General features: G+C 63.3%; 21 protein-coding genes. 13 read left to right on the top strand and 8 right to left on the bottom strand.

Features of this window, described 5'->3' with window-relative positions; translation table 11 throughout:
• Positions 1 to 48: 48 nt before the first annotated feature.
• Positions 49 to 1035, top strand: coding sequence for a GTP 3',8-cyclase MoaA (moaA, locus tag QQJ84_RS13390; protein WP_284258783.1), 987 nt, complete (start codon positions 49 to 51; stop codon positions 1033 to 1035).
• A 2-nt stretch (positions 1036 to 1037) separates the two neighbouring features.
• Here the strand turns inward: moaA and mobA are convergent, their stop codons facing one another.
• Both mobA and QQJ84_RS13380 read right to left on the bottom strand, forming a co-directional pair.
• Positions 1038 to 2165, bottom strand: coding sequence for a molybdenum cofactor guanylyltransferase MobA (gene mobA, locus QQJ84_RS13385; protein WP_284258782.1), 1128 nt, complete (start codon positions 2163 to 2165; stop codon positions 1038 to 1040).
• Positions 2162 to 3430 (bottom strand): molybdopterin molybdotransferase MoeA, encoded by a 1269-nt coding sequence (locus QQJ84_RS13380; protein ID WP_284258781.1) that lies wholly within the window; start codon positions 3428 to 3430, stop codon positions 2162 to 2164. Before QQJ84_RS13380 ends, mobA begins: the two co-directional genes overlap by 4 nt.
• Positions 3431 to 3485: 55 nt before the next feature.
• Here QQJ84_RS13380 and QQJ84_RS13375 point away from each other — a divergent pair, with 55 nt between their 5' ends.
• The 6 genes from QQJ84_RS13375 to QQJ84_RS13350 all read left to right on the top strand — a co-directional run bounded on the left by QQJ84_RS13375 (position 3486) and on the right by QQJ84_RS13350 (position 10369).
• Positions 3486 to 4367, top strand: coding sequence for a LysR family transcriptional regulator (locus QQJ84_RS13375; RefSeq protein WP_284258905.1), 882 nt, complete (start codon positions 3486 to 3488; stop codon positions 4365 to 4367).
• Positions 4368 to 4468: 101 nt separating this feature from the next.
• Positions 4469 to 4933, top strand: a complete 465-nt coding sequence (locus QQJ84_RS13370; RefSeq protein ID WP_284258780.1) for a formate dehydrogenase subunit gamma — start codon at positions 4469 to 4471, stop codon at positions 4931 to 4933.
• Positions 4933 to 6483 carry a formate dehydrogenase beta subunit gene (locus QQJ84_RS13365; RefSeq protein WP_284258777.1) on the top strand — a complete coding sequence of 517 codons (1551 nt, stop codon included), beginning with the start codon at positions 4933 to 4935 and terminating at the stop codon, positions 6481 to 6483. The genes QQJ84_RS13370 and QQJ84_RS13365 overlap by 1 nt, the downstream gene beginning before the upstream one ends.
• Before the next feature lie 10 nt (positions 6484 to 6493).
• Entirely contained in the window at positions 6494 to 9337 is a 2844-nt protein-coding gene (gene fdhF, locus QQJ84_RS13360; protein WP_284258776.1) for a formate dehydrogenase subunit alpha, read from the top strand.
• Positions 9334 to 10161, top strand: coding sequence for a formate dehydrogenase accessory sulfurtransferase FdhD (gene fdhD, locus QQJ84_RS13355; protein ID WP_284258775.1), 828 nt, complete (start codon positions 9334 to 9336; stop codon positions 10159 to 10161). Before fdhF ends, fdhD begins: the two co-directional genes overlap by 4 nt.
• A complete protein-coding gene (locus tag QQJ84_RS13350) occupies positions 10151 to 10369 on the top strand; it encodes a formate dehydrogenase subunit delta (protein ID WP_284258773.1) in 219 nt (72 codons plus the stop codon). The genes fdhD and QQJ84_RS13350 overlap by 11 nt, the downstream gene beginning before the upstream one ends.
• A gap of 37 nt (positions 10370 to 10406) precedes the next feature.
• Here QQJ84_RS13350 and QQJ84_RS13345 read toward each other — a convergent pair whose 3' ends face one another.
• Together QQJ84_RS13345 and ribA are read right to left on the bottom strand one after the other, a co-directional pair.
• Positions 10407 to 10898 (bottom strand): L,D-transpeptidase family protein, encoded by a 492-nt coding sequence (locus QQJ84_RS13345; protein ID WP_284258771.1) that lies wholly within the window; start codon positions 10896 to 10898, stop codon positions 10407 to 10409.
• Positions 10891 to 12012, bottom strand: a complete 1122-nt coding sequence (gene ribA, locus QQJ84_RS13340; RefSeq protein WP_284258769.1) for a GTP cyclohydrolase II — start codon at positions 12010 to 12012, stop codon at positions 10891 to 10893. Before ribA ends, QQJ84_RS13345 begins: the two co-directional genes overlap by 8 nt.
• Positions 12013 to 12104: 92 nt before the next feature.
• Here ribA and QQJ84_RS13335 point away from each other — a divergent pair, with 92 nt between their 5' ends.
• The gene (locus QQJ84_RS13335) at positions 12105 to 12821 is read left to right on the top strand and encodes a response regulator transcription factor (RefSeq protein WP_284258768.1); all 717 of its coding nucleotides are present in this window, start codon (positions 12105 to 12107) and stop codon (positions 12819 to 12821) included.
• Positions 12822 to 12866: 45 nt separating this feature from the next.
• Here QQJ84_RS13335 and QQJ84_RS13330 read toward each other — a convergent pair whose 3' ends face one another.
• A complete protein-coding gene (locus QQJ84_RS13330; RefSeq protein ID WP_284258766.1) occupies positions 12867 to 13790 on the bottom strand; it encodes a LysR family transcriptional regulator in 924 nt (307 codons plus the stop codon).
• 133 nt (positions 13791 to 13923) lie between these two features.
• Here QQJ84_RS13330 and speB point away from each other — a divergent pair, with 133 nt between their 5' ends.
• The 3 genes from speB to QQJ84_RS13315 all read left to right on the top strand — a co-directional run bounded on the left by speB (position 13924) and on the right by QQJ84_RS13315 (position 16808).
• Positions 13924 to 14883, top strand: coding sequence for an agmatinase (gene speB, locus QQJ84_RS13325; protein ID WP_284258764.1), 960 nt, complete (start codon positions 13924 to 13926; stop codon positions 14881 to 14883).
• Entirely contained in the window at positions 14880 to 15284 is a 405-nt protein-coding gene (locus QQJ84_RS13320; protein ID WP_284258763.1) for a YybH family protein, read from the top strand. Before speB ends, QQJ84_RS13320 begins: the two co-directional genes overlap by 4 nt.
• 63 nt (positions 15285 to 15347) lie before the next feature.
• Positions 15348 to 16808 carry a purine-cytosine permease family protein gene (locus tag QQJ84_RS13315; RefSeq protein WP_284258762.1) on the top strand — a complete coding sequence of 487 codons (1461 nt, stop codon included), beginning with the start codon at positions 15348 to 15350 and terminating at the stop codon, positions 16806 to 16808.
• A gap of 225 nt (positions 16809 to 17033) precedes the next feature.
• On the opposite strand, the gene QQJ84_RS13310 is transcribed toward QQJ84_RS13315, so the two are convergent.
• Positions 17034 to 18308: an NAD(P)/FAD-dependent oxidoreductase gene (locus QQJ84_RS13310; protein ID WP_284258759.1), complete on the bottom strand. Its 1275-nt coding sequence runs from the start codon at positions 18306 to 18308 to the stop codon at positions 17034 to 17036.
• Positions 18305 to 18703 (bottom strand): hypothetical protein, encoded by a 399-nt coding sequence (locus tag QQJ84_RS13305; protein WP_284258758.1) that lies wholly within the window; start codon positions 18701 to 18703, stop codon positions 18305 to 18307. Before QQJ84_RS13305 ends, QQJ84_RS13310 begins: the two co-directional genes overlap by 4 nt.
• Positions 18704 to 18798: 95 nt before the next feature.
• Here QQJ84_RS13305 and QQJ84_RS13300 point away from each other — a divergent pair, with 95 nt between their 5' ends.
• Positions 18799 to 19536 carry an SDR family NAD(P)-dependent oxidoreductase gene (locus tag QQJ84_RS13300; RefSeq protein WP_284258756.1) on the top strand — a complete coding sequence of 246 codons (738 nt, stop codon included), beginning with the start codon at positions 18799 to 18801 and terminating at the stop codon, positions 19534 to 19536.
• Positions 19537 to 19548: 12 nt separating this feature from the next.
• Here QQJ84_RS13300 and QQJ84_RS13295 read toward each other — a convergent pair whose 3' ends face one another.
• Positions 19549 to 20298 carry a glycosyltransferase family 2 protein gene (locus QQJ84_RS13295; protein ID WP_284258754.1) on the bottom strand — a complete coding sequence of 250 codons (750 nt, stop codon included), beginning with the start codon at positions 20296 to 20298 and terminating at the stop codon, positions 19549 to 19551.
• A gap of 177 nt (positions 20299 to 20475) precedes the next feature.
• Here QQJ84_RS13295 and ykgO point away from each other — a divergent pair, with 177 nt between their 5' ends.
• Positions 20476 to 20601 carry a type B 50S ribosomal protein L36 gene (ykgO, locus tag QQJ84_RS13290; RefSeq protein ID WP_284258753.1) on the top strand — a complete coding sequence of 42 codons (126 nt, stop codon included), beginning with the start codon at positions 20476 to 20478 and terminating at the stop codon, positions 20599 to 20601.
• Positions 20602 to 20680: the final 79 nt, after the last annotated feature.

The following is a 20680-nucleotide window of genomic DNA, read 5'->3' as shown; positions in this document are numbered from 1 at the left end:
TCAGAGTCCGGGGATTCAGAATAAAATCCCGGCGCGAGGAGTTTGGAGTTGATTGATCCCTTTGGCCGCCGCATTTCTTACTTGCGCCTCTCGGTCACAGACCGCTGCGATCTGCGCTGCGCCTATTGCATGGCCGAGGATACCGAGTTTTTGCCCAAGGCGGATGTGCTGGACCTTGAGGAGCTGGCGCGGCTGAGCAGCGTGTTCATCGGCCTTGGCGTGCGCAAGCTGCGGCTGACCGGCGGCGAGCCGCTGGTGCGCCGGGGCATCATGCAGCTTATCGGCGCGCTGGGTGAGCATGTGGCGGCGGGCCGCCTGGCGGAGCTGACGCTGACCACCAACGGCACCCAGCTCAGCCGTTACGCCGAGGGGCTGGCGCGGGCCGGGATGCGGCGGATCAATGTCTCAGTGGACAGTCTGGACCCCGGGCTGTTTCACAAGATCACCCGCCGGGGCGATCTGGCGCTTGTGCTGGAGGGTATCCGCGCCGCCAAGGCCGCGGGGCTGGCCGTGAAGATCAACACCGTGGTGCTGGGCGGGGTGAACGATCAGGAGATTGACCGGCTGATTGCCTGGTGCGGCGAGGAGGGGCATGATCTCTCGTTGATCGAGGCTATGCCGCTCGGCGAATTCAGCACCGGGCCGGACTTCCAGGCGCTGCCGCTGAGCGTGCTGCGCGACCAGTTGGCGCGGCGCTGGACCCTGGCCGCCACCGATTACAGCAGCGGCGGCCCGGCGCGCTATGTCACCGTTGTGGAAACCGGGCGGCGGCTTGGCTTCATCACCCCGCTCAGCCACGGGTTTTGCGAAAGCTGCAACCGCGTGCGGGTGAGTTGCACCGGCAGGCTGTTTTTATGCCTGGGTCATGAGGCCGGCACCGATCTGCGCCAGCCTTTGCGCGCCTCGGCCAGCGATGCGCCGGTGCAGGAGGCGATCCGCCGGGCCATCGGCCTGAAACCGGAAGGCCATGATTTCGTGGCCCGGCGCGCCAGCCATCAGCCGCTGGCGCGGACCATGAACCACACCGGCGGATAAATTCAGCGCTGCTGGCGGTTGCGCTCCCACCAGGCGGATAATGCCGCCGGGTCAGGGGGGAGCAGCTCGCACATGCCGCCGGTGAAGCGCAGCCAGGATTCGAGCCGGTTGACTGAAACAGTGGTCAGCAAGGGCAGCTCCGCCGCCATGGCCTGCAGCATCTCATCGGCCAGGCCGCCGCCCTCAGCCTCCAGCGGGCCGAATTTATTCACCAGGATCAGGGGACTGCGCCCGGCGATGGCGCGCCTCAGAACGGCGGAAGCGGCGGCCACGGCCGAGGGATCAACCGCGCAGGAGCCAGCGCAGGCCTCGCTGAGCATGATCGCGAAGCGCTCGCCTGTGTTCAGGCCGGTCAGCGTTATGGCATCGGGTGCATCTCCGGCGCTTTTGCTGCCCTCCTGCAGTAAACCGGCAACTTCCACATCTTGAGCCTGTTGCAGGGCCGCGAAATCCGCCAGTAGGGCATGGGCGGCGTGGCGATGCGGCAAAACCACCGCGCCCGCGCGGTATGGCCGCTGGCCTAGCTGGGCGGCGGCTTCCTCGCGCTCTTCCGGCCGGTTGATGTTGAAAAACGGGTCGCGCGGCTCGTCCGGCCATTCCACGGTTGCGGCGCCGCAGTGTTCGGCCCACAGGCCCATTTTGCGCTGCTCCTGCTCAAGCAGAAACCGCCGCAGCGGCGCGCGCAGGCTGATGGACCATAGCCCCGCCACCGGATGCCGCCGCCCGCCTGATGCCGCCACAGCGGCCAATTGCCCGCCGCACACCCCGTGGCCCAGGCGGAGCAACAGGTCAGGCGGCAAAAACGGCGTATCGGTGGGGGCGGTGAGCAGCCAGGGGAGGGCGAGGCTGTGCGCCCAGTCCAGCCCTGCCAGCAACCCTGCCAGGGGGCCGGCGTCCTCCAGCCCATCGGGCAGCACGGGCAGAGCGAGATCGGCAAAGCGCGCCGGGTCGCCATTGGCATTGAGCGCCAGCGCGCTCACCTGCGGGTGCAGCACCGCGATCAGCCGGGTCAGCATGTCCTGTCCGCCGAGGCTCTGGCGCCCCTTGTCGCCGCCGCCCATGCGCAGCGCGCGCCCGCCCGCGAGAATCACGCCCCCGGCGGCGGGCGGCGAGGTTAAGAACGGGTTCATGCGAAAAATGGCGAAAACGGGTCCGCCGGGTAGAAATCCACCAGCTCACCGGCTTGCAGGTTGCCAACCGTCTCCGGGCGCACGACCCAGCCGTTGAGGTGCAGCATGGGTTGAATCCGAAATGATTCCTGCCCCGCCAAAATAGTGGCGGCGGCCACACCATCGGCCCCGATCGCCAAATGCGCCTTCAGGAAAATCCGCAATCCCGGCCTGGCCTGATAGGTTTCAGCCAGGCGCACCCGCAACGGCGGCTCGGGCGGCAGGCCCCAGGCCGCGCGCAACAATGGGGCCACGAAAAACCGGAAGCCGGCAGCGGCGGAGGCAGGGTTGCCCGGCAGGCCGAAGAAGGGAATCCCGTTGGGCAGCATGGCGAACAGCACGGGCTTGCCCGGCCTGATGGCGACACGGTGAAACAGGATCTCGGCGTTTAGCGCCGCCAGGGCGGCTGGCACAAAGTCAAACTCGCCCTTCGAGACCGCCCCGGTGGAGAGGATGATCTGGCCCGGCCGCGCCTGCGCGATGATACCCTCCAGCGCCGCGGCGAATGCCGCCTGTGTATCGGGGATGATGCCGCTGTATTCCACCCGCGCCCCGGCCTCGCGCAGCGCGGCAGCCAGATAGGGCGAGTTGGAATTATAGATCACCGCCTCGCCCGGCGTGGCGCTGGCCTGCCCGGCGGGCACATCGCGCACTTCATTGCCGGTCGCCAGTATGCTCACATGCGGGCGCTGGCGCACTGGCACCGAGCCCACCCCCAGCGCCGCCAGCGCCATCAGGTGGCGCGAGGTCAGGCGCGTGCCTTCTCCGGTCACCACATCCTCGGGCCGAAAATCCTCGCCCTTGCCGCGGATATTGGCGCCCGGCGCGGGGGCGCTGGTGAGCGTGATGGCGGTGACCGCGCCATCGGCATCGCGGGTCACCGCCACATCCTCGATGGGACACACCGCCTCGGCCGCCGCCGGGAGCATCGCCCCGGTCATGATCTGCACCGCTTGGCCAGCGGCCAGCGGGCTCGCGTGATCGCCCGCCGCCGTTACGCCCGTAACCGGCAAAACAACCGGCGCCTGCGGCGATGCATGTTCGCAATCAGCCAGGCGCACCGCAAAACCGTCCATGGCTGAATTGTCGAACGAGGGCACCGCGAACCCCGCGCGGATTTCGCCCGCGGCGGTCCGCCCGAGGGCCTCGGCCAGCGGGGCTGTCTCGGCCTGGAGGCGCGGCGCCCGGGTGTTGAGCAGAGCGAGGGCCTGGGCGTAGGAGATCATGTTTGTTTCCGTTGATGGATGGCGTTAGGAAAGATTTGGCACGGGAGGACAGGCGATACTAGACAAGCTGGAATACCTGATTGCTTTGGCCCGTGAGCAGAATTTCGGCCGCGCGGCGGAGGTATGCCATGTCACGCAGCCTAGCTTCTCCGCCGCCATCCGGGCGCTGGAGGAAAAAATGGGCGTGCCGCTGGTCATCCGCCGCTCGCGCTTTCAGGGCTTCACGCCGGAGGGTGAGCGCGTGCTGGAATGGGCGCGGCGGATAACCGGCGATGTTCACGCCATGCGCGATGATGTGAACAGCCTGAAGCGCGGGCTTAACGGGCTGCTGCGCATCGCCGCCATCCCCACGGCGCTTGCCACCATCGCGGAACTCACCACGCCTTATCGCGCGCGCCACCCGCTGGTGCGCTTCTCGGTTCTCTCCTGCACCTCAGCGGAGGTTTTGCAGCGTCTGCACAACCAGGAGATCGAAGCGGGGATCACCTATCTGGACAATGAGCCGATCGGCAAGGCTCGCTGCATTCCGCTCTATGAGGAGCGCTACATGCTGCTCACCTCTGCCCAGGCGCCGCTGGGCGAGCGCGCGCGCGTCACCTGGGCGGAGATTGGCAAAATTCCGCTGTGCCTGCTCACGCCGGATATGCAGAACCGCCGCATCATCAACCGCCTGCTCAACAATGCCGGGCAGATCGTGGAGCCGACCCTGGAGTCCAACTCCATTGTCGTGCTGGTCTCGCATGTGCAAACCGGGCGCTGGGCCTGCGTGATGCCGGAAAAACTCGCGGAGGTTTTTGGCCTGACCGCGAAGCTGCGGGCCATCCCGATCGTGGAGCCTGAGGAGGTGCGTAAAGTGGGGCTGGTGGTGCTGGACCGCGACCCGCTCTCGCCGCTGACCGCGGCGTTGATCGCCGAAGCCACCCGGCTGCGCCGGTGATGATAGTTTTATCCTATCGTATCACTGAAATTCGATATTGTTTTCTGGGGCAATCGGCACCAGACATAGGATAGGAAATATTCAGGAGGGTCAGGGGTCGCATGCCGCACATCTGGGATTCGCTTGCCGCCGAAGACATCATCACCGCGCGCGAGGCCCTTGAAGGCCCGATGCTGCCCATTTTGCACGCCATGCAGGCGCATTTCGGCTGCATCCCCGAAGAGGCTATCCGCCTGATCGCCACGCGCCTCAACCTCACCCGCGCCGAGGTTCATGGTGTCGTCTCGTTCTATCACGATTTCCGCCGCGCGCCCGCCGGGCGCCATGTGTTGAAGCTCTGCCGGGCGGAGGCGTGCCAGTCCATGGGCAGCGAGGCCAACGCCGCCCACCTGCTGCACCGCCTGGGCCTGGGCTGGGGCGAGACCACGCCGGACGGGCGGCTGACTGTGGAGGCGGTGTATTGCCTGGGCCTTTGCGCCTGCGCGCCGAATGCGATGCTCGACGGTGAGGTGCATGGCCGGTTGGATGCCGGGGCGCTGGAATCGCTCGCGATGGAGGTGCTGTGATGCGCGTATTCATTCCCCGTGACGCCGCGGCGCTCGCGGTGGGGGCTGACCGCGTGGCGGCGGCCATTGTCTCGGAAGCACAGGCGCGCGGCGTTGCGTTGGAAATTGTGCGTACCGGTTCGCGGGGCATGTTCTGGCTGGAGCCGCTGGTGGAGGTGGAAACGCCGGGCGGGCGCATGGGCTACGGGAAGGTTGGCGTGCGCGATGTGCCGGGGCTGTTCGACGCGGATTTTCAGAGCGGCGGATGGCATGAAAAATCGACAGGCATGGTCGAGAAAATTCCGTTTTTCGCGAAACAGGACCGGCTCACCTTCGCGCGTTGCGGGGTGATTGATCCGCTGGACCTGGATGCATACCGCGCCCTTGGCGGGTATGATGGCCTGGCGCGCGCGCTGCAACTCGGCGCGGCGCAAACGGTTGCTGAGGTGAAAGCCTCCGGCCTGCGCGGGCGTGGTGGCGCTGGTTTTCCCACGGGGATAAAATGGGAGACCGTGCGGACCGCCGTGGCGGCGCAAAAATATATCGTCTGCAACGCCGATGAAGGCGACTCCGGCACATTTGCCGACCGGATGCTGATGGAGGGCGATCCGTTCACGCTCATCGAGGGCATGACGATCGCCGCCGCCGCCGTGGGGGCGACGCGGGGTTATATCTATGTCCGCTCCGAATATCCGCACGCCATACGCACTATGAACGACGCCATCGCCATCGCGTGCCGGGCGGGTCTGCTGGGCCGCGCGGTGATGGGCTCGGCGTATGATTTCGAGCTGGAAGTCCGCGTTGGCGCCGGCGCCTATGTGTGCGGCGAGGAGACGGCGCTGTTGGAAAGTCTGGAGGGCAAACGCGGGCAGGTGCGCGCCAAGCCGCCGATTCCGGCACTGGCGGGCTTGTTCGGCAAGCCGACGGTGGTGAATAATCTGGTCTCTTTCGCTACCATTCCGTTCATTCTGGAAAAAGGCGCCGCGGCCTACGCTGATTATGGCATGGGCCGCTCGCGCGGCACGATGCCGGTGCAGATCGCCGGGAATGTGAAACATGGCGGGCTGTTCGAGGTTGCGTTTGGCATCACGCTTGGCGAACTGGTCAACGAGATCGGCGGCGGCAGCGCCACCGGCCGGCCGGTGCGCGCGGTGCAGGCTGGTGGGCCTTTGGGCGCCTATTTTCCGCCGGCGCTGTTTGACACACCCTATGACTACGAAGCCTTCGCCGCGCGCGACGGGCTGATCGGCCATGGCGGGCTGGTGGTGTTTGACGACAGCGTGGACATGGCGAAAATGGCCCGCTTCGCGATGGCATTCTGCGCGCATGAATCCTGCGGAAAATGCACGCCTTGCCGCATCGGCTCCACGCGCGGCGTGGAGGTGATCGACAAAATCGTGGCGGGCCATGCGGCCGAGGAAAACATCGCCTTGGTCAAAGACCTTTGCGAGACCATGAAGTTCGGCTCGCTCTGCGCCCTGGGCGGGTTCACCCCTTATCCGGTATTGAGCGCGCTGCACCATTTCCCTGAAGATTTTGCGCCCGCCGCCATTCCCGCCGCCGCGCAATAGGAGCTGACCCATGGGCCTGATTCACGAAATAGACTATGGCACCAAACCCGGCACCGCGACACGGCTGGTGCATGTCAACATCGACGGGCAAAGCATTGCGGTGCCGGAAGGCACATCGGTGATGCGCGCGGCGATGGAGCTGGGCACGCAGATACCCAAGCTTTGCGCCACCGACATGCTGGACAGTTTCGGTTCCTGCCGCCTGTGCCTCGTGGAAATTGAAGGCCGCGCTGGCACGCCCGCCTCTTGCACGACGCCGGTTGCCGAGGGCATGGTGGTGCATACGCAAAACGCCAAGCTGGCCAAGCTGCGCCGCGGCGTGATGGAACTCTATATCTCCGACCATCCGCTCGATTGCCTGACCTGTTCGGCCAACGGCGATTGTGAATTGCAGGACGCCGCCGGGGCGGTGGGCCTGCGCGAGGTGCGCTACGGCTACGATGGTGAAAACCATCTCGATTCCGTCAAAGATGTTTCAAACCCCTACTTCCAGTTCGACCCCGCCAAATGCATCGTCTGTTCGCGCTGCGTGCGGGCCTGCGAGGAGGTGCAGGGAACTTTTGCCCTGACCATCGAAGGCTCCGGCTTCAACTCCAAGGTCTCGCCCGGCATCGGGGAGAGCTTTTTTGATTCCGAATGTGTTTCCTGCGGCGCCTGCGTGCAGGCCTGCCCGACCGCGACGCTGATGGAAAAATCAGTCATCGAAATCGGTCAGCCGGAACATTCGCAAGTTACCACCTGCGCCTATTGCGGTGTCGGCTGCACCTTCAAGGCCGAGATGCGCGGCGAGGAAGTGGTGCGCATGGTGCCCTACAAGGACGGCAAGGCCAACCACGGTCATTCCTGCGTGAAGGGCCGCTTCGCCTGGGGCTACGCCACGCATAAGGACCGCATCACCAAGCCGATGATCCGCGCCAAAATCACCGACCCCTGGCGCGAGGTGAGCTGGGACGAGGCGATTGCGCACACGGCGGCGGAATTCAAACGCATCCAGGCTAAATATGGCACGGATTCGATCGGCGGCATCACCTCTTCGCGCTGCACGAACGAGGAGACCTTTCTCGTGCAGAAACTTGTCCGCGCCGGATTTGGCAACAACAATGTGGACACCTGCGCCCGCGTCTGCCATTCGCCCACCGGCTATGGGCTGAAAAACACCTTTGGCACCTCCGCCGGCACGCAGGATTTTGACAGTGTGGATCAGGCGGATGTGATTCTGGTGATCGGCGCCAACCCGACCGATGGGCATCCGGTCTTTGCCTCGCGGATGAAAAAACGCCTGCGCGAAGGCGCGAAGCTGATCGTGGTGGACCCGCGCCGGATCGATCTGGTGCGTACGCCGCATGTAAAGGCTGATTATCATCTGCCGCTGCGCCCGGGCACCAATGTCGCGGTGATCAATGCGCTGGCGCATGTGATTGTCAGCGAGGGGCTGGTGGACGAAGCCTTTGTGCGCGAGCGTTGCGACATGGCCGATTTTGCCGAATGGGCGGCGTTTATCACCGAGGAGCAAAATAGCCCCGAGGCGGTTTCCGCACTCTGCGGCGTGCCCGCGGATTTGATCCGCAAGGCGGCACGGCTTTATGCGACCGGCGGCAACGGCGCGATTTATTACGGCCTGGGCGTGACCGAGCACAGCCAGGGTTCGACCACTGTGATCGCCATCGCCAACCTCGCCATGGCCACCGGCAACATCGGCCGGCCGGGGGTGGGGGTTAATCCGCTGCGCGGCCAGAACAATGTGCAGGGCAGTTGCGATATGGGCAGCTTCCCGCACGAGTTTTCCGGCTACCGCCATGTGTCGGACGACGCAACGCGCCAGATGTTCGAGGCTGTGTGGAACGTGCCTTTGAGCGGCGAGCCGGGCCTGCGGATTCCCAACATGCTGGATGCCGCGGTGTCAGGCACGTTCATGGGGCTCTACATTCAGGGCGAGGATATTGTGCAGTCCGATCCGGACACAAAACACATCACCGCCGGGCTCGCCGCGATGGAGTGCGTGGTGGTGCAGGATTTGTTCCTGAACGAGACAGCGAATTTTGCGCATGTGTTCCTCCCCGGTTCCACATTTTTGGAAAAGGACGGCACCTTCACCAACGCCGAGCGCCGCATCCAGCGGGTGCGCAAGGTCATGGCGCCAAAAAATGGTTATGGCGACTGGGAGGTGACGCAGCTTCTCGCCAATGCGCTGGGGATGCACATGCATTACGCGCATCCATCTGAGATCATGGATGAGATCGCGCAGCTTACGCCGACATTTGCCGGCGTCTCCTACGCGGCGCTCGATCGTCTGGGTTCCATCCAGTGGCCATGCAATGAGCAGATGCCGGAGGGAACGCCGACCATGCATGTCGGGCATTTTGTGATCGGCAAGGGCAAGTTCATTATCACTGATTACGTGGCGACCGATGAGCGCACCGGGCCGCGCTTCCCGCTGCTGCTGACCACGGGGCGGATTCTCTCGCAATATAACGTTGGCGCGCAGACGCGGCGGACGGAAAATAAACTCTGGCATGAAGAAGATTTGCTGGAAATTCATCCGCATGATGCGGAGAATCGCGGCATCAAAAACGGCGATTGGGTGAAGCTCGCAAGCCGGGCGGGCGAGACCACCTTGCGGGCGAAAATCACCGATCGCATGGCGCTGGGAGTGGTTTATACCACCTTCCACCACCCCGAGACGCAAGCCAATGTCATCACCACGGATTTTTCTGATTGGGCAACGAACTGCCCTGAATACAAGGTGACGGCGGTGCAGATATCGCCCTCGAACGGCCCGACGGATTGGCAGGTGAAATATCAACATTTGAGCGGCCAGGCACGGCGCATCGCTGTGGCGGGGGCGGCTGAATGAAACCAGCGCCGCCACCCGTTATACGTGTGGATGCGGCTGCCTGGCGTGGCGGCCAGCACAAAACCATATCCCGGGCATTGCCCGAGGAAGTGGCCGTTGCGATCACCTACGACCGCGCCACGTTCGCGGTGATGATGGCAAGCCCGCTCGACCTGGAAGACTTCGCCGTAGGTTTTTCATTGTCTGAAGGTATCATCAATCATGTTGATGAAATAACTGATTTTGAAACGGTTGTGGTTGATGACGGCATCGAATGCCGGATGACCCTGTTGCCCGAGAAGCGTGAGGCGCTGGGCGCGCGGCGCCGGCATATCGCAGGGCCGTTGGGGTGCGGCCTGTGCGGGTTGGATAGTTTGGCGCAAGCGGCCCGGGCGTCGCCGAAAGTACAGGCCGCCGCAACCATGACAGCGGCGGCGATCGCTGACGCGGTTTCCCGCATGGCGCGCCTGCAGGTTTTGAACAACGAAACCCGCGCTGTGCATGGCGCGGCGTTTTTTAATCCGGCGCGGAATGATCTGCTGCTGCGCGAAGACATCGGGCGCCATAATGCATTGGATAAACTGACCGGCGCGGTGGCGCGGCGCGGTGATCCACCAGGTGCTGGCGCTGTTCTTCTCACCAGCCGCTTGTCACTCGACCTTATTCAGAAGACAGCGGTATTTGGCGCCGGGATACTGGTGGCCATTTCCGTGCCGACGGCGCGCGCCGTGCGCGAAGCGGCGCAAGCTGGAATAACACTTGTCGCCGTGGCGCGTGATGATGGGTTTGAGGTGTTCACCCATCCGGGGCGCGTGATTTTTGGAGCGCAGAGCGATGTCGCCTGACAAACTTGTTTATATGGCCAACCAGATTGGAAAATTTTTCGCCCATAAAAGCGACGAGGAGGCCATTGCCGGTATCGCCGAGCATCTCAAGAGCTTCTGGGAGAAGCGCATGCTGGCGGAGATCTACGGGTATCTGGATGCCGGCGGCAAAGGACTGGACGACCGGCCATCGAGGGCATTGCAACAGCTTCGCCAGGCCGCGGAATGAGGTGATTTCAGCGCGCCGCCGCCCTTGTGGCGCGTCTCTACTCCCGCACCAAAATCCCCGTCATCCCCGCCGCCAGCGCGGCCAGCACATCGCGCAGTTCCAGCGCCACGCACCCAGCCGTCGGCGCAAAATCCGGGGTTGCCACATGCAGAAAAATCGCCGATCCGCGCCCCGGCACGATGGGTGAGAGATTCCACCCGAGCACGCCGATTACGTCATAAACCCCATCGGCGCGCCACAATGGCTCATGGCTGGCAGGGTAGGGCAGGGCTACCGGCCGGTTATAGGCCACATCCGCAACATCATCGCACCAGCCGTCAAACTTGCCAATCGGCTCAACCGGCACGGCGCACACCGGCGGCTTCACCCGGTCCGCCCGGTACATTACCCGCAGCAGTTCCAGCCGCCCCAGCGGCGTCGCGCCGTCGCCTTCAACCTTATGCCCGCTCACGCCGCCGCGCCCGCACACCGCGCGCAGCCGCAGGCCAGCGCCTTGCAACACGCCATCCTGGTATGAAAACTCAACCAAGATAATGCCCGAACCGCGCGGCCTTGGTTGCCAGATAAGCATCATTCACGCCGTTGGGCGCGAATTCATGCGGCACCCGCTCCACCACCTCGATCCCGCAGGCTTCCAGCGAGGCTACCTTCTCCGGGTTATTCGTCAACAAGCGTATCCGCGTCATCCCCAGTGCCCGCAGCATCGCGGCGGCAATTGAAAAATTCCGTTCATCGGCCTGCCACCCCAGCGCGCGGTTGGCGTCCAGCGTATCCAGCCCACGGTCCTGCATCGTATAGGCTCGCAATTTGTTGATCAGCCCGATCCCCCGGCCTTCCTGCGCCAGATACAGCACCGCCCCGGCCCCTTCGGCCGCCATGCGGGCGATTGCGCCGCGCAGCTGCGGTCCGCAATCACATCGTAAACTTCCCAGCAAATCGCCGGTGAAACATTCCGAATGCACCCGCACCAGCGGTGCCGTCTGCGCCGCCGGGTCGCCGACCAGAATCGCCATATGCTCAATGCCCTGGTCCAGCGCGCGGAAGGCGATCAGCCGTGCATCCTTCGCATCATCAAGTGGCACCGCCACCTCGGCCACCTTGGTCAGCGAGGCTGCCAACTCTGCCGGATACGCCAGTAAATCCTCGGCCGGCACACTCAGCAGATCATGCCCGGCGGGCAGGCTGGCCCAGCCATGCCGCACCGGCGCCGCCACCATCGCGGGCAATAAACGTGCAAGTTTCCCCAGCGCCAGCGCTGCCTCGGCCGCGGCCGGTGCGTCCACCATCTCAAATTCGGGGAGAATTTGCTCCATCGTCGGGTCCGCCGCGCGCTTGAGCGTTTCAGCGTCAATCAGCGGCCGCGCCAGTTTTAAGGCAATGGCGGGCGCGTTCGCTTCCACCTCGTGCCGTAGCACGGCGGCGGCGCGGGAGGGGGCCAGCAACAGCACAGCCTGCCCGCTGGAGAGCACGTCAATCAGCCGCAGGCCTTCAGCCCCCACGGTCTCCGCCGGCGCGATGATCAATGGCCGGCGCGCCGCCAGCACCACCGGCACGCCACGCCTGGCCTCGGCAATTGCCCGGTGTACGGCGCGTGTCCGCGGGGTGCCCAGTGTTGTTCCGGCGGATGTTAAAGCGATCTTCATGGTCTACAAATAAGCTGCCCACGGTAGTTCTACCAGAGGTACTGACACTGGCGTAAAACAACTCTATATTTAGAGTCATAATGGAGACACACATGGCCAGCGAGCACCCGATTCTTGTTGTGGATGACGATACCGCCCTGAGAACAGTGCTGGTGGAGCAACTTGTGCAAAATGGCGAGTTTGAGCCAACCGAGGCGGAAAGCCTCGCGCAGGCCGAATTAAAGCTTAACGAGGCACATGCGCGTTTCGATGTTATTCTGCTCGATGTCAGCCTGCCTGACGGCGATGGCCGGGATTATTGTAAAATGCTCCGTGCCAGGGGCATTAAAACACCGATTATCATGCTCACCGGGCATATGGAGGAAGGTGATGTCGTCAGCGGTCTCGACGCCGGGGCCAATGATTATATCGCCAAACCATTCCGGCTGAATGAGTTGCTGGCCCGTATGCGCGCCCAGATGCGCGCTTTTGAGGGGTCGGAGGATGCGGTCTTCACGATTGGGCCGTATATTTTCCGCCCGTCGGCCAAGCAATTGCAGGACCCTGAGCGGAATAAAAAAATCCGGCTCACCGATAAGGAGAGCGCGATTTTGAAGTTTCTCTACCGTGCCGCGGGCAAGTCAGTTTCGCGCCATGTCCTGCTCAACGAGGTGTGGGGCTATAATGCCGCGGTGACCACACACACGCTGGAGACTCATATCTACCGGCTGCGCCAGAAGATCGAGTCGGACCCGGCGATCTCCCGGCTGTTGCTGACGGAAGGCGGAGGCTACCGGCTGAATGCCGATGGCGGCGTGGCGGTTTCTTAATCTCGAACGGAGGGTGACGCTTACGCCGGGGGCCGCCGTCACCGCTCAGGCTTTTTTTCCGTCACCTGACCCAGCATCAATGCCCTCGACCGGTATTGCGAGGAGATCGTCCAAAAAGGCGCGCGTGACCGCGCTTATCTGGCGGCGCGGACGGGTTACGGCAAAAAAATGCGTATCATAGCATAATGTTGCCGGGTTCAATGGCGCCAGCAGCCCCTGCGCGACATAGGGGGCCGCGAAGTGCCGCGGCAGGAAGCCCAGGTGATGGCCGGAGAAAATCAGCACGGCGAGCGCCTCCATATTATCCGCCGTAGCCCCTACATGGGAAGGCAGCCCGGCCAGCCCGGTGTCGGGGAGGGGGTAGCTGCGCCAGGCCCAGTCGCACCGGTTTACGTCTTCGGCCTCGAGCGATCCGGCGCGGCTGAAAACGGGGTGTTCGCGGCTGCAATAGGCTTCCTGGCGTTCGGTGAAGAGCGGGGTAAAATGCAGGCTGGGGGCGCGGTGCCAGAAATAAGCGATGGCCAGGTCGAGCTGCCCGTTCAGCAGGCGCTCCTCCAGCTCCCCGGGTGAGCGCACCAGCAGGGTCATCCGCACAGCCTCGTCGCGCTGCCGGAAGCGGGCGATGGCCGCGCTGATCCGGCTGTTTTGTTCGGCGGGCATGTGGCCGATCATCCCGATGCGCAGGTTTCCGACCAGCTGCTTATCAAGGCTGCGCGCTCCCTGGTGAAAATCGCTGATGGCGCTCATCAGGCCATACGCCATCTCGGCGAAGACCGCGCCCTTGGGCGTAAGCTGGAAGCCGCCGCGCCCCCGTTCGCACAGGCGGAAGCCCAATCGCGTTTCCAGGGTCGAGAGCTGGGTGCTGATCGTGGATGCGCCGACATTCAAGGCTATCTGCGCCGCCGAGACCCCGCCGGCCTCAACGACGGCAAGGAAGACCCGCACAAGCCGCAGGTCCAGGTCGCTCAATCTGCCTAACAAGGCGCCTCCGATACTTCGATAAACATCAATGTAAGATTTTCTGATTTGCGATTTTTGTAATCATTCAAACATAATTACCATCAAAGTGGAAACTTTTTAAAATCGACCGGAGTGAATAAAAATGTCCGAGCCTCGCGCCCCCGCGCCATTTCCACAGCCTTTGAGCGGCAATGAGATGCCCCGTTGCGGCGGTATTGCCTCAATGATGCGCCTGCCTGTCGAGACCGACCTCTCCAAGCTCGACGCCTGTTTTGTTGGCGTGCCCTTTGACCTTGGAACCTCCAACCGCACCGGGACACGCGCCGGCCCCCGCCAGATACGCAGTGAATCGGTGATGCTGCGCCCCTACAATGTGGCCACCCGCGCCGCCCCGTTCGAGCGCATGCGCGTCGGCGATTATGGGGATATTCCCATCAATCCGTATAATCTGCTGGATTCCATAGCGATTATCGAAGCCGCGTATGACCGCATTCTCGCGGCTGACTGCCGCCCGGTCACGCTGGGCGGGGACCATACCATCGTATTGCCCATTCTGCGCGCGATGCACCGCAAGCACGGCAAGGTCGGGCTGGTGCATGTCGATGCGCATGCCGATGTGAACGACACGATGTTCGGCGAGAAAATCGCTCATGGCACGCCCTTTCGCCGGGCCGTGGAAGAAGGATTGCTCGATTGTGACCGTGTGGTGCAGATCGGCCTGCGGGGCACGGGCTATTCGGCGGAAGAATATGACTGGGGCCGCGCGCAGGGGTTTCAGGTGGTCCAGGCCGAGGAGTGCTGGCACCGATCACTGCAGCCGTTGATGCAGGGCGTGAAGGCGCGGCTCGGGGATGGCCCGGTTTATTTGAGTTTTGATATCGACGGGTTGGACCCCGCCTATGCCCCCGGCACCGGCACACCCGAGATCGGCGGGCTGACCGTGCCGCAGGGGCTGGAGATTATTCGTGGTCTCTCCGGGGTTAATCTGGTTGGCGGCGATGTTGTGGAGGTGTCTCCTCCGTTTGATCCGTTTGGGACGACGGCCTTGCTGGCCGCAAATCTCGCGTTCGAAATCCTCTGCATCATATCGGAGAGCGCATGAGCGCGCAGGGGGAGGAGGCGGCGGTGCTGCGCGCGGCCGCGCATCTGGTTGCGTGTTTTGCCGCGCATGATACGGCGGGCTATTTCGCGGCGTTCGCGCCTGAGGCCAGCTTCATCTTTCACAGCACGGCGGAGGTGTTGCCGTCGCGCGCCGCGTATGAGGCGCTGTGGCGGCGCTGGGAGCGTGAGGATGGTTTTCGGGTGCTTGCGTGCGAATCGTTTGAACAAAGGGTCAGTATTCTTTCCGGCATCGCGATTTTTACGCACCGGGTGGAGACGCGCCTTGCGTTTGGCGCGGATGAGCAGCAGAGCGCTGAGCGCGAGACCATTATATTCCAGCGCCAGCCCGGCGGCGGCTGGCTCGCCGTGCATGAGCATCTCTCTCCCTACAATTTTGTTTGAAAATACAGGCAAAAAATAAAATCACGGACGCTTCGTTGTTCATTTTCGTTACAGGAGGAAATTATGGAGACATTAGCCGACACTGAAGCTGGAGGCGTGCGAAACGGGCCCCAGCTTGGCATTGAATCGCGTTCGATCGATTATGTGCCGCAGCATGAGCGCCACGGAAAAGTTCTGAATCAGGGGCCGTTCTGGTTCCTCGGCAATTTTCAGTTCTTCACCATTGCGATTGGCTTTATCGGGCCGGGCATGGGGCTGGGCTTTGGCGCCACGGCACTGGCCAGCACGCTGGGCATTTTATTCGGCACGCTGTTCATGGCGTTTCATGCCAGCCAGGGGCCTGATCTTGGTTTGCCGCAGATGATCCAGTCGCGCGCGCAATTTGGGTATCGCGGGGTTATCCTGCCGTTGCTGGGTACGCTCTTTACGTTTGCGGGCTTTAACGTGGTTGATACAGTGTTGATCAGCCAGGGCCTCAACCATCTCTTCGGCTGGGGCATTGCCGCGATCTCCATCACCCTCGGCCTGGTCGCGGCCGTCATCGCCATTTACGGGCATGACTGGCTGCACATCATTTTCCGGATTCTCTTTTGGATCAGCCTGCCGCTTTATATCATTTTGACTTTCGCGATTTTCAACGGCACCATCAAAGCTCAGCCGCCCGGGCATATCGCGTTCACCTGGGTTGCCTTCGCGGCGCAGTTCGCGGCTGGCGCCTCCTACAACATTACATATGCGCCTTATGTATCAGACTACACGCGCTATCTGCCGCGCGGCAAATCGCGCAGCGGCTTGGTCTGGTCAGTTTATCTGGGCGCCAGCCTGGCGGCGATTTGGCTGATTGCACTGGGCGCCTGGCTTGCCACCTATTTCGGCGCGTCGGATGGCATGGTCTCCACCAATGGCGCGGGTAATTTGATCTTTCCGCATTTTGGTACGCTGACGGTGCTGGTCTCCGTCGCCGCGTTGACCGCCACCATGGGGCTGAATGCATATTCGGGGATGCTCACGATCCTGACGGGCGTGGATTCACTGGTGAAAATCAAGCCGACAAAATCCGTGCGGATCGTTGGCATTGCGGTTCTGGCGTTGATCTGGCTCGGCATCTCGCTTTCACTGACCGCCAACGCCATCAATACATTGTATGATTCGCTCTCCATCATGCTCTATCTGCTGGTGCCTTGGACGGCTGTGAATCTGACGGATTATTTCTTCGTGCGGAAAGGCCGTTATGCCATTGCTGATTTCTTCACGCCAACCGGGATTTATGGCGCGTGGGGCGGGCGCGGCATTGCGGCTTACATTATCGGCTTTATTGCCAGCGTGCCGTTCTTTAATCTTGCGGGCATGTATGAAGGGCCGATTGCCCATGCGCTGGGAGATGTTGATATCTCCTGGGCGCCTGGCCTGCTGGTTGCGGCGGGTGCCTATATTCTCTTGTCACGCAGCATCAACTTCACGAGGGAGCGTGAGGCGATGAACATCAGCGCCCATGTGCTCGAAGCGGCGCATTTATCGGATTAAGAATGTGAAGCGCCAAGGCCGCAGCGGAGTATCCGTTGCGGCCTTGGTTATGTGACGGGGGATGGCCGGGGAGATGCCAGCTTGCGCTGGCATGACGGTGGGGGCAGGCGGCGTTGTGGTGATTAGAGCCTGATCGCTTTAAGTGCGATCAGGCTCTAATCATTTTTTTGAGGGCGATTCACGCTTTCGGCTCGCTCGGTTGAGCGAACCTCAAACGATCGCACTCTAGATGCCCATTTTGTCGCGGAAGCGGTAGTACCACGAGCCCAGGACGGTGAGCGGGACGCGCAAAGTTTTGCCGCCGGGGAAAGGGTAGTAGGGCAGGCTTGCGAAAATATCGAAGCGGCTGGCCTGGCCGGCGATGGCTTCGCCGAGGATGCGCCCGAGCAGGTGGGTGGTGGTGACACCGTGGCCGCTGTCGCCGTGGGAGTAGTACACGGTGGGGGAGAGCCGGCCCATTTGCGGGAAGCGCGTAAGGGTGAGGGCAAAACTGCCGCTCCAGCTGAAGTCTATTTTCGCGTCCTTCAGGCTGGGGAAGGTTTTCAGCATGTTGGGGATGATCTTGGCGCGGATGGCCGCCGAATCCTGAGCGCCGTAGACGGTGCCGCCGCCGTAGAGGATGCGGTTGTCAGCGGTGCGGCGGAAATAGTCGAGGAAGTAGTTGCAGTCCTCGACGGCGAGGTTGGAGGGCAGCAGTTCGGCCGCGGCGGCGCCCAGGGGTTCGGTGGTGAGCACCTGGGTGGAGACGGGCATGATCTTGCCGCCGATTTCAGGCAGCAGGTTGCCGATGTAGGCGTTGGCGCAGACGATGACGAATTTGGCGTGGACCTCGCCGTTGGCGGTCTTCACCACGGGGTTGGCGCCGGTGCTGACCGAGGTGACGCGCGAGTCCTCGAAAATGCGGGCGCCGAGGGTCTCGGCGGCGGCGGCTTCGCCCTGGACCAGGTTGAGCGGGTGCAGGTGGCCGCCCTGGTGGTCAATGAGGCCGCCGATATAGCGGTCTGTCTTCACATGCGGGGCGAGGCCCGCGCGGTCCAGCAGCTCAAAATCAGAGTAGCCGTGCTGGTTCCAGATTTTAACGTGGTGTTCCAGCCCGCGCATCTGTTTGGCGGTGAAGGCGGTGAACATGTTGCCGGGGAGAAGGTCGCAGGCGATGGCGTATTTGGCGGCGCGCTCGCGGATGATCTGGCCGCCCTGCATGGCCATGGCGCCGATCTGGCGGCCGGCGGCCTCGCCGTAGCGTTTGGTGATGACATCCAGGTCGCGCGAGTAGCCGTTGACGATCTGGCCGCCGTTGCGCCCCGAGGCGCCGAAGCCGACGCGCTGATCCTCCAGCACGATGACCGAGAAGCCGCGTTCGGCCAGTTCCAGGGCGGCTGAGATGCCGGTGAAGCCGGCGCCGATGATGCAGACATCCGCGCGCTCAGTGCCCGCGAGCGGGGGGCGGGCGTTCTGCCTGTGGGCGGTGGCGGCGTAATAGGATGGGGCGTGCTGGCTCATTGTTTTCCGGGTCCAAGCAGGGCGACGCCGAAGATGGCGCCGAGGATGGTCATGGTGATGACCATGAGGCGGATTTTATAGGCCTCCGCGCGGGCCTGCGCCACCACCTCCTGGCGCATGTTGGCCTGCGCGGCGGCGATGCGGGCGGGCAGCGGGGCGGTGCCGTTGGTCACGATCGCGGCGGTGTCGGCATCAACATCGTTGGGCAGGCTGGCGATGGCCGCTGCCTGGGCGGCCGGAGTGGGGGCGTTCAGCACGGCATCGAGCGCTGCCTGCTGGTGTTGCTCATCCACCACCGGGGCGGGGATGGAGAAGCTGGCGAAGGTGCCGATGAGGCCGGGGAAGAGGAAGCAGGTGAGCAGGAAGCCGATGCGCGAATAGGAGATTTTTGCCATGGCGGAGGAATTGGCCTGATTGGCGGTGTTGTCAAATCATACCGCCTCAGCTTTTTTGGTGGCGGATGGGCGTAAACTGATGAAAGTGGCAAAAAATGCTGACGGGTAAAGTGGCGTTGATTACGGGAGCGAGCGCGGGGATCGGGATGGCGACGGCGCGGCTGTTTGCCGGGCGGGGGGCGAAAGTGATGTTGAGCGGGCGCAATGCGCAGGCGGGGGAGGCGCTGGCGGCAGAGTTGGGGGGTGAGTTTCTGGCGGTGGATGTGGCGGCGCCGGAGGCGGCGGGGCGGCTGGTGGAATGGGCCGTGCGGCGGCATGGACGGCTGGATGTGCTGGTGAACAATGCGGGGATATTGTTCCAGGGGGATGCGCAGGACTGCACCGATGCGCAATGGGATATGACGATGGCGGTTAACGTGACGGCGGTGTTCCGGCTCTCGCGCGCGGCTGTGCCGGTGATGGCGGGGCAGGGCGGCGGGGCGATTGTTAACGTGGCGTCGGACTGGGGGTTGGTCGGCGCGGACCGGGCGGTGGCCTATGGCACCAGCAAGGGGGCGGTGGTGCAGCTCACGCGCAGCATGGCGGCGGACCATGCGCGCCAGGGGATAAGGGTGAACGCCGTATGCCCGGGCGACACGGATACACCCATGTTGCGCCGCGAGGCGGGGGCGGCGGGGGAAGTGCGGCTGCGCGCGATGGCCGAGGCGATTCCAATGGGGCGGCTGGGTCAGCCGCGCGATGTGGCGGCGGCGATTGCGTTTCTGGCCTCCGAGGACGCCGCCTTCATCACCGGCGCGATGTTGCCGGTGGATGGCGGGAACTCGGCGGTTTGATGCGCCGGTGGGTTATTCGCGGATATCCTGCCAGGCTTCGGTGAAGGGTTTTTTGCGGAAGGTGGCCCAGAAGAAGTTCATGGAGTAGCGCAGCCCGATGGTGAAGACGCCCTCGCCCGCGAGGCGGCGGCCGGAGGATTGGGCGGGCAGGCGGAAGGTGAACTTCACGCCGCCGACCTTGGAGAGACGGCGGGCCATGTCGGTGTCTTCGCCGTAGAAGGAGAAGCGCAGGTCGGGGCTGCCGAGCTTGAGCATGGCGGAGCGTTTGACGATGAAATTGCCGCCCTGGAGCATGGAGCCGACGTTGAGCACGAAGCGGTTGAGCAGGTAGGCGGTGAAGGCGAGGCGGTAGTAGGCGCCGACCACCATGTTCACGCGGTTTGGCACACCGTAATAGATGTAGGGGCCGGAGAGGGCGACCAGGGCGGGGCCGCGCTCAAACTGGCGCATGACCTCGGTGAGCCAGCCGGGGGGGATGATTGTGTCGGCGTCAATATTGGCGATGAGCTCGCCGGTGGAGTGCTCAAAGCCGCACCAGCGCGCCTGGACCAGGCCTTTGCGGGGTTCATCGACCACGGTGACGCCGGGGATGCTTAAAGCGATCTCGCGCGTGCGGTCAGTGCTGGCGTTGTTGACGACGATGATTTCGGCATCCTTGCCCAGCTCCTGGCCGGCGCGGAGAATCTCGTCGCGGATGGCGGTGAGGGAACGGGTGAGGAGGGCCTGCTCGTTATACGCGGGGACGACAAAGCTGATTTTCATATCCAGGGCTCCAGGCGACTCGATGGCTTTAGCGGCTGTAACAGGCTATCAACAGAGGATCGGAGGCCAAGGCCAATGACCGTTTGGTGACAGTGTAAGTAGGCATACGGGTTGACAGGGCGGGGCAGGGGCGGCATACCGCGCCACCGATTGAACACTTTAACCCGAGAGCCTCTTATGAAGATCCGTAACTCCTTGAAATCCGCGAAGATCCGCGACAAGAACTGCCGCGTGGTCCGCCGCCGTGGCCGGGTGTACGTGATCAACAAGAAGAATCCGCGCATGAAAGCCCGTCAGGGCTGACACGGCGGCGCATTCTTGGCACCTGAACAAACCCGGCCCTTTGGCCGGGTTTTGTTTTGCGTGGCGTTCGCGGGTGGCG

Origin of the sequence: Acidocella aquatica, from assembly GCF_030160635.1 — a bacterium.
GTDB lineage: Bacteria > Pseudomonadota > Alphaproteobacteria > Acetobacterales > Acetobacteraceae > Acidocella > Acidocella aquatica.
The sequence above is the reverse complement of the archived record's forward strand: the minus strand, read 5'-3'. Positions and strand labels throughout refer to the sequence as shown.

Coding starts and splice junctions, on each gene's coding strand:
- mobA (WP_284258782.1), bottom strand. CDS start 2,165: ATGAACCCGTTCTTAACCTCGCCGCCCGCCGCCGGGGGCGTGATTCTC.
- QQJ84_RS13380 (WP_284258781.1), bottom strand. CDS start 3,430: ATGATCTCCTACGCCCAGGCCCTCGCTCTGCTCAACACCCGGGCGCCG.
- QQJ84_RS13370 (WP_284258780.1), top strand. CDS start 4,469: ATGCCGCACATCTGGGATTCGCTTGCCGCCGAAGACATCATCACCGCG.
- QQJ84_RS13365 (WP_284258777.1), top strand. CDS start 4,933: ATGCGCGTATTCATTCCCCGTGACGCCGCGGCGCTCGCGGTGGGGGCT.
- fdhF (WP_284258776.1), top strand. CDS start 6,494: ATGGGCCTGATTCACGAAATAGACTATGGCACCAAACCCGGCACCGCG.
- fdhD (WP_284258775.1), top strand. CDS start 9,334: ATGAAACCAGCGCCGCCACCCGTTATACGTGTGGATGCGGCTGCCTGG.
- QQJ84_RS13350 (WP_284258773.1), top strand. CDS start 10,151: ATGTCGCCTGACAAACTTGTTTATATGGCCAACCAGATTGGAAAATTT.
- ribA (WP_284258769.1), bottom strand. CDS start 12,012: ATGAAGATCGCTTTAACATCCGCCGGAACAACACTGGGCACCCCGCGG.
- QQJ84_RS13335 (WP_284258768.1), top strand. CDS start 12,105: ATGGCCAGCGAGCACCCGATTCTTGTTGTGGATGACGATACCGCCCTG.
- speB (WP_284258764.1), top strand. CDS start 13,924: ATGTCCGAGCCTCGCGCCCCCGCGCCATTTCCACAGCCTTTGAGCGGC.
- QQJ84_RS13320 (WP_284258763.1), top strand. CDS start 14,880: ATGAGCGCGCAGGGGGAGGAGGCGGCGGTGCTGCGCGCGGCCGCGCAT.
- QQJ84_RS13315 (WP_284258762.1), top strand. CDS start 15,348: ATGGAGACATTAGCCGACACTGAAGCTGGAGGCGTGCGAAACGGGCCC.
- QQJ84_RS13310 (WP_284258759.1), bottom strand. CDS start 18,308: ATGAGCCAGCACGCCCCATCCTATTACGCCGCCACCGCCCACAGGCAG.
- QQJ84_RS13305 (WP_284258758.1), bottom strand. CDS start 18,703: ATGGCAAAAATCTCCTATTCGCGCATCGGCTTCCTGCTCACCTGCTTC.
- QQJ84_RS13300 (WP_284258756.1), top strand. CDS start 18,799: ATGCTGACGGGTAAAGTGGCGTTGATTACGGGAGCGAGCGCGGGGATC.
- QQJ84_RS13295 (WP_284258754.1), bottom strand. CDS start 20,298: ATGAAAATCAGCTTTGTCGTCCCCGCGTATAACGAGCAGGCCCTCCTC.
- ykgO (WP_284258753.1), top strand. CDS start 20,476: ATGAAGATCCGTAACTCCTTGAAATCCGCGAAGATCCGCGACAAGAAC.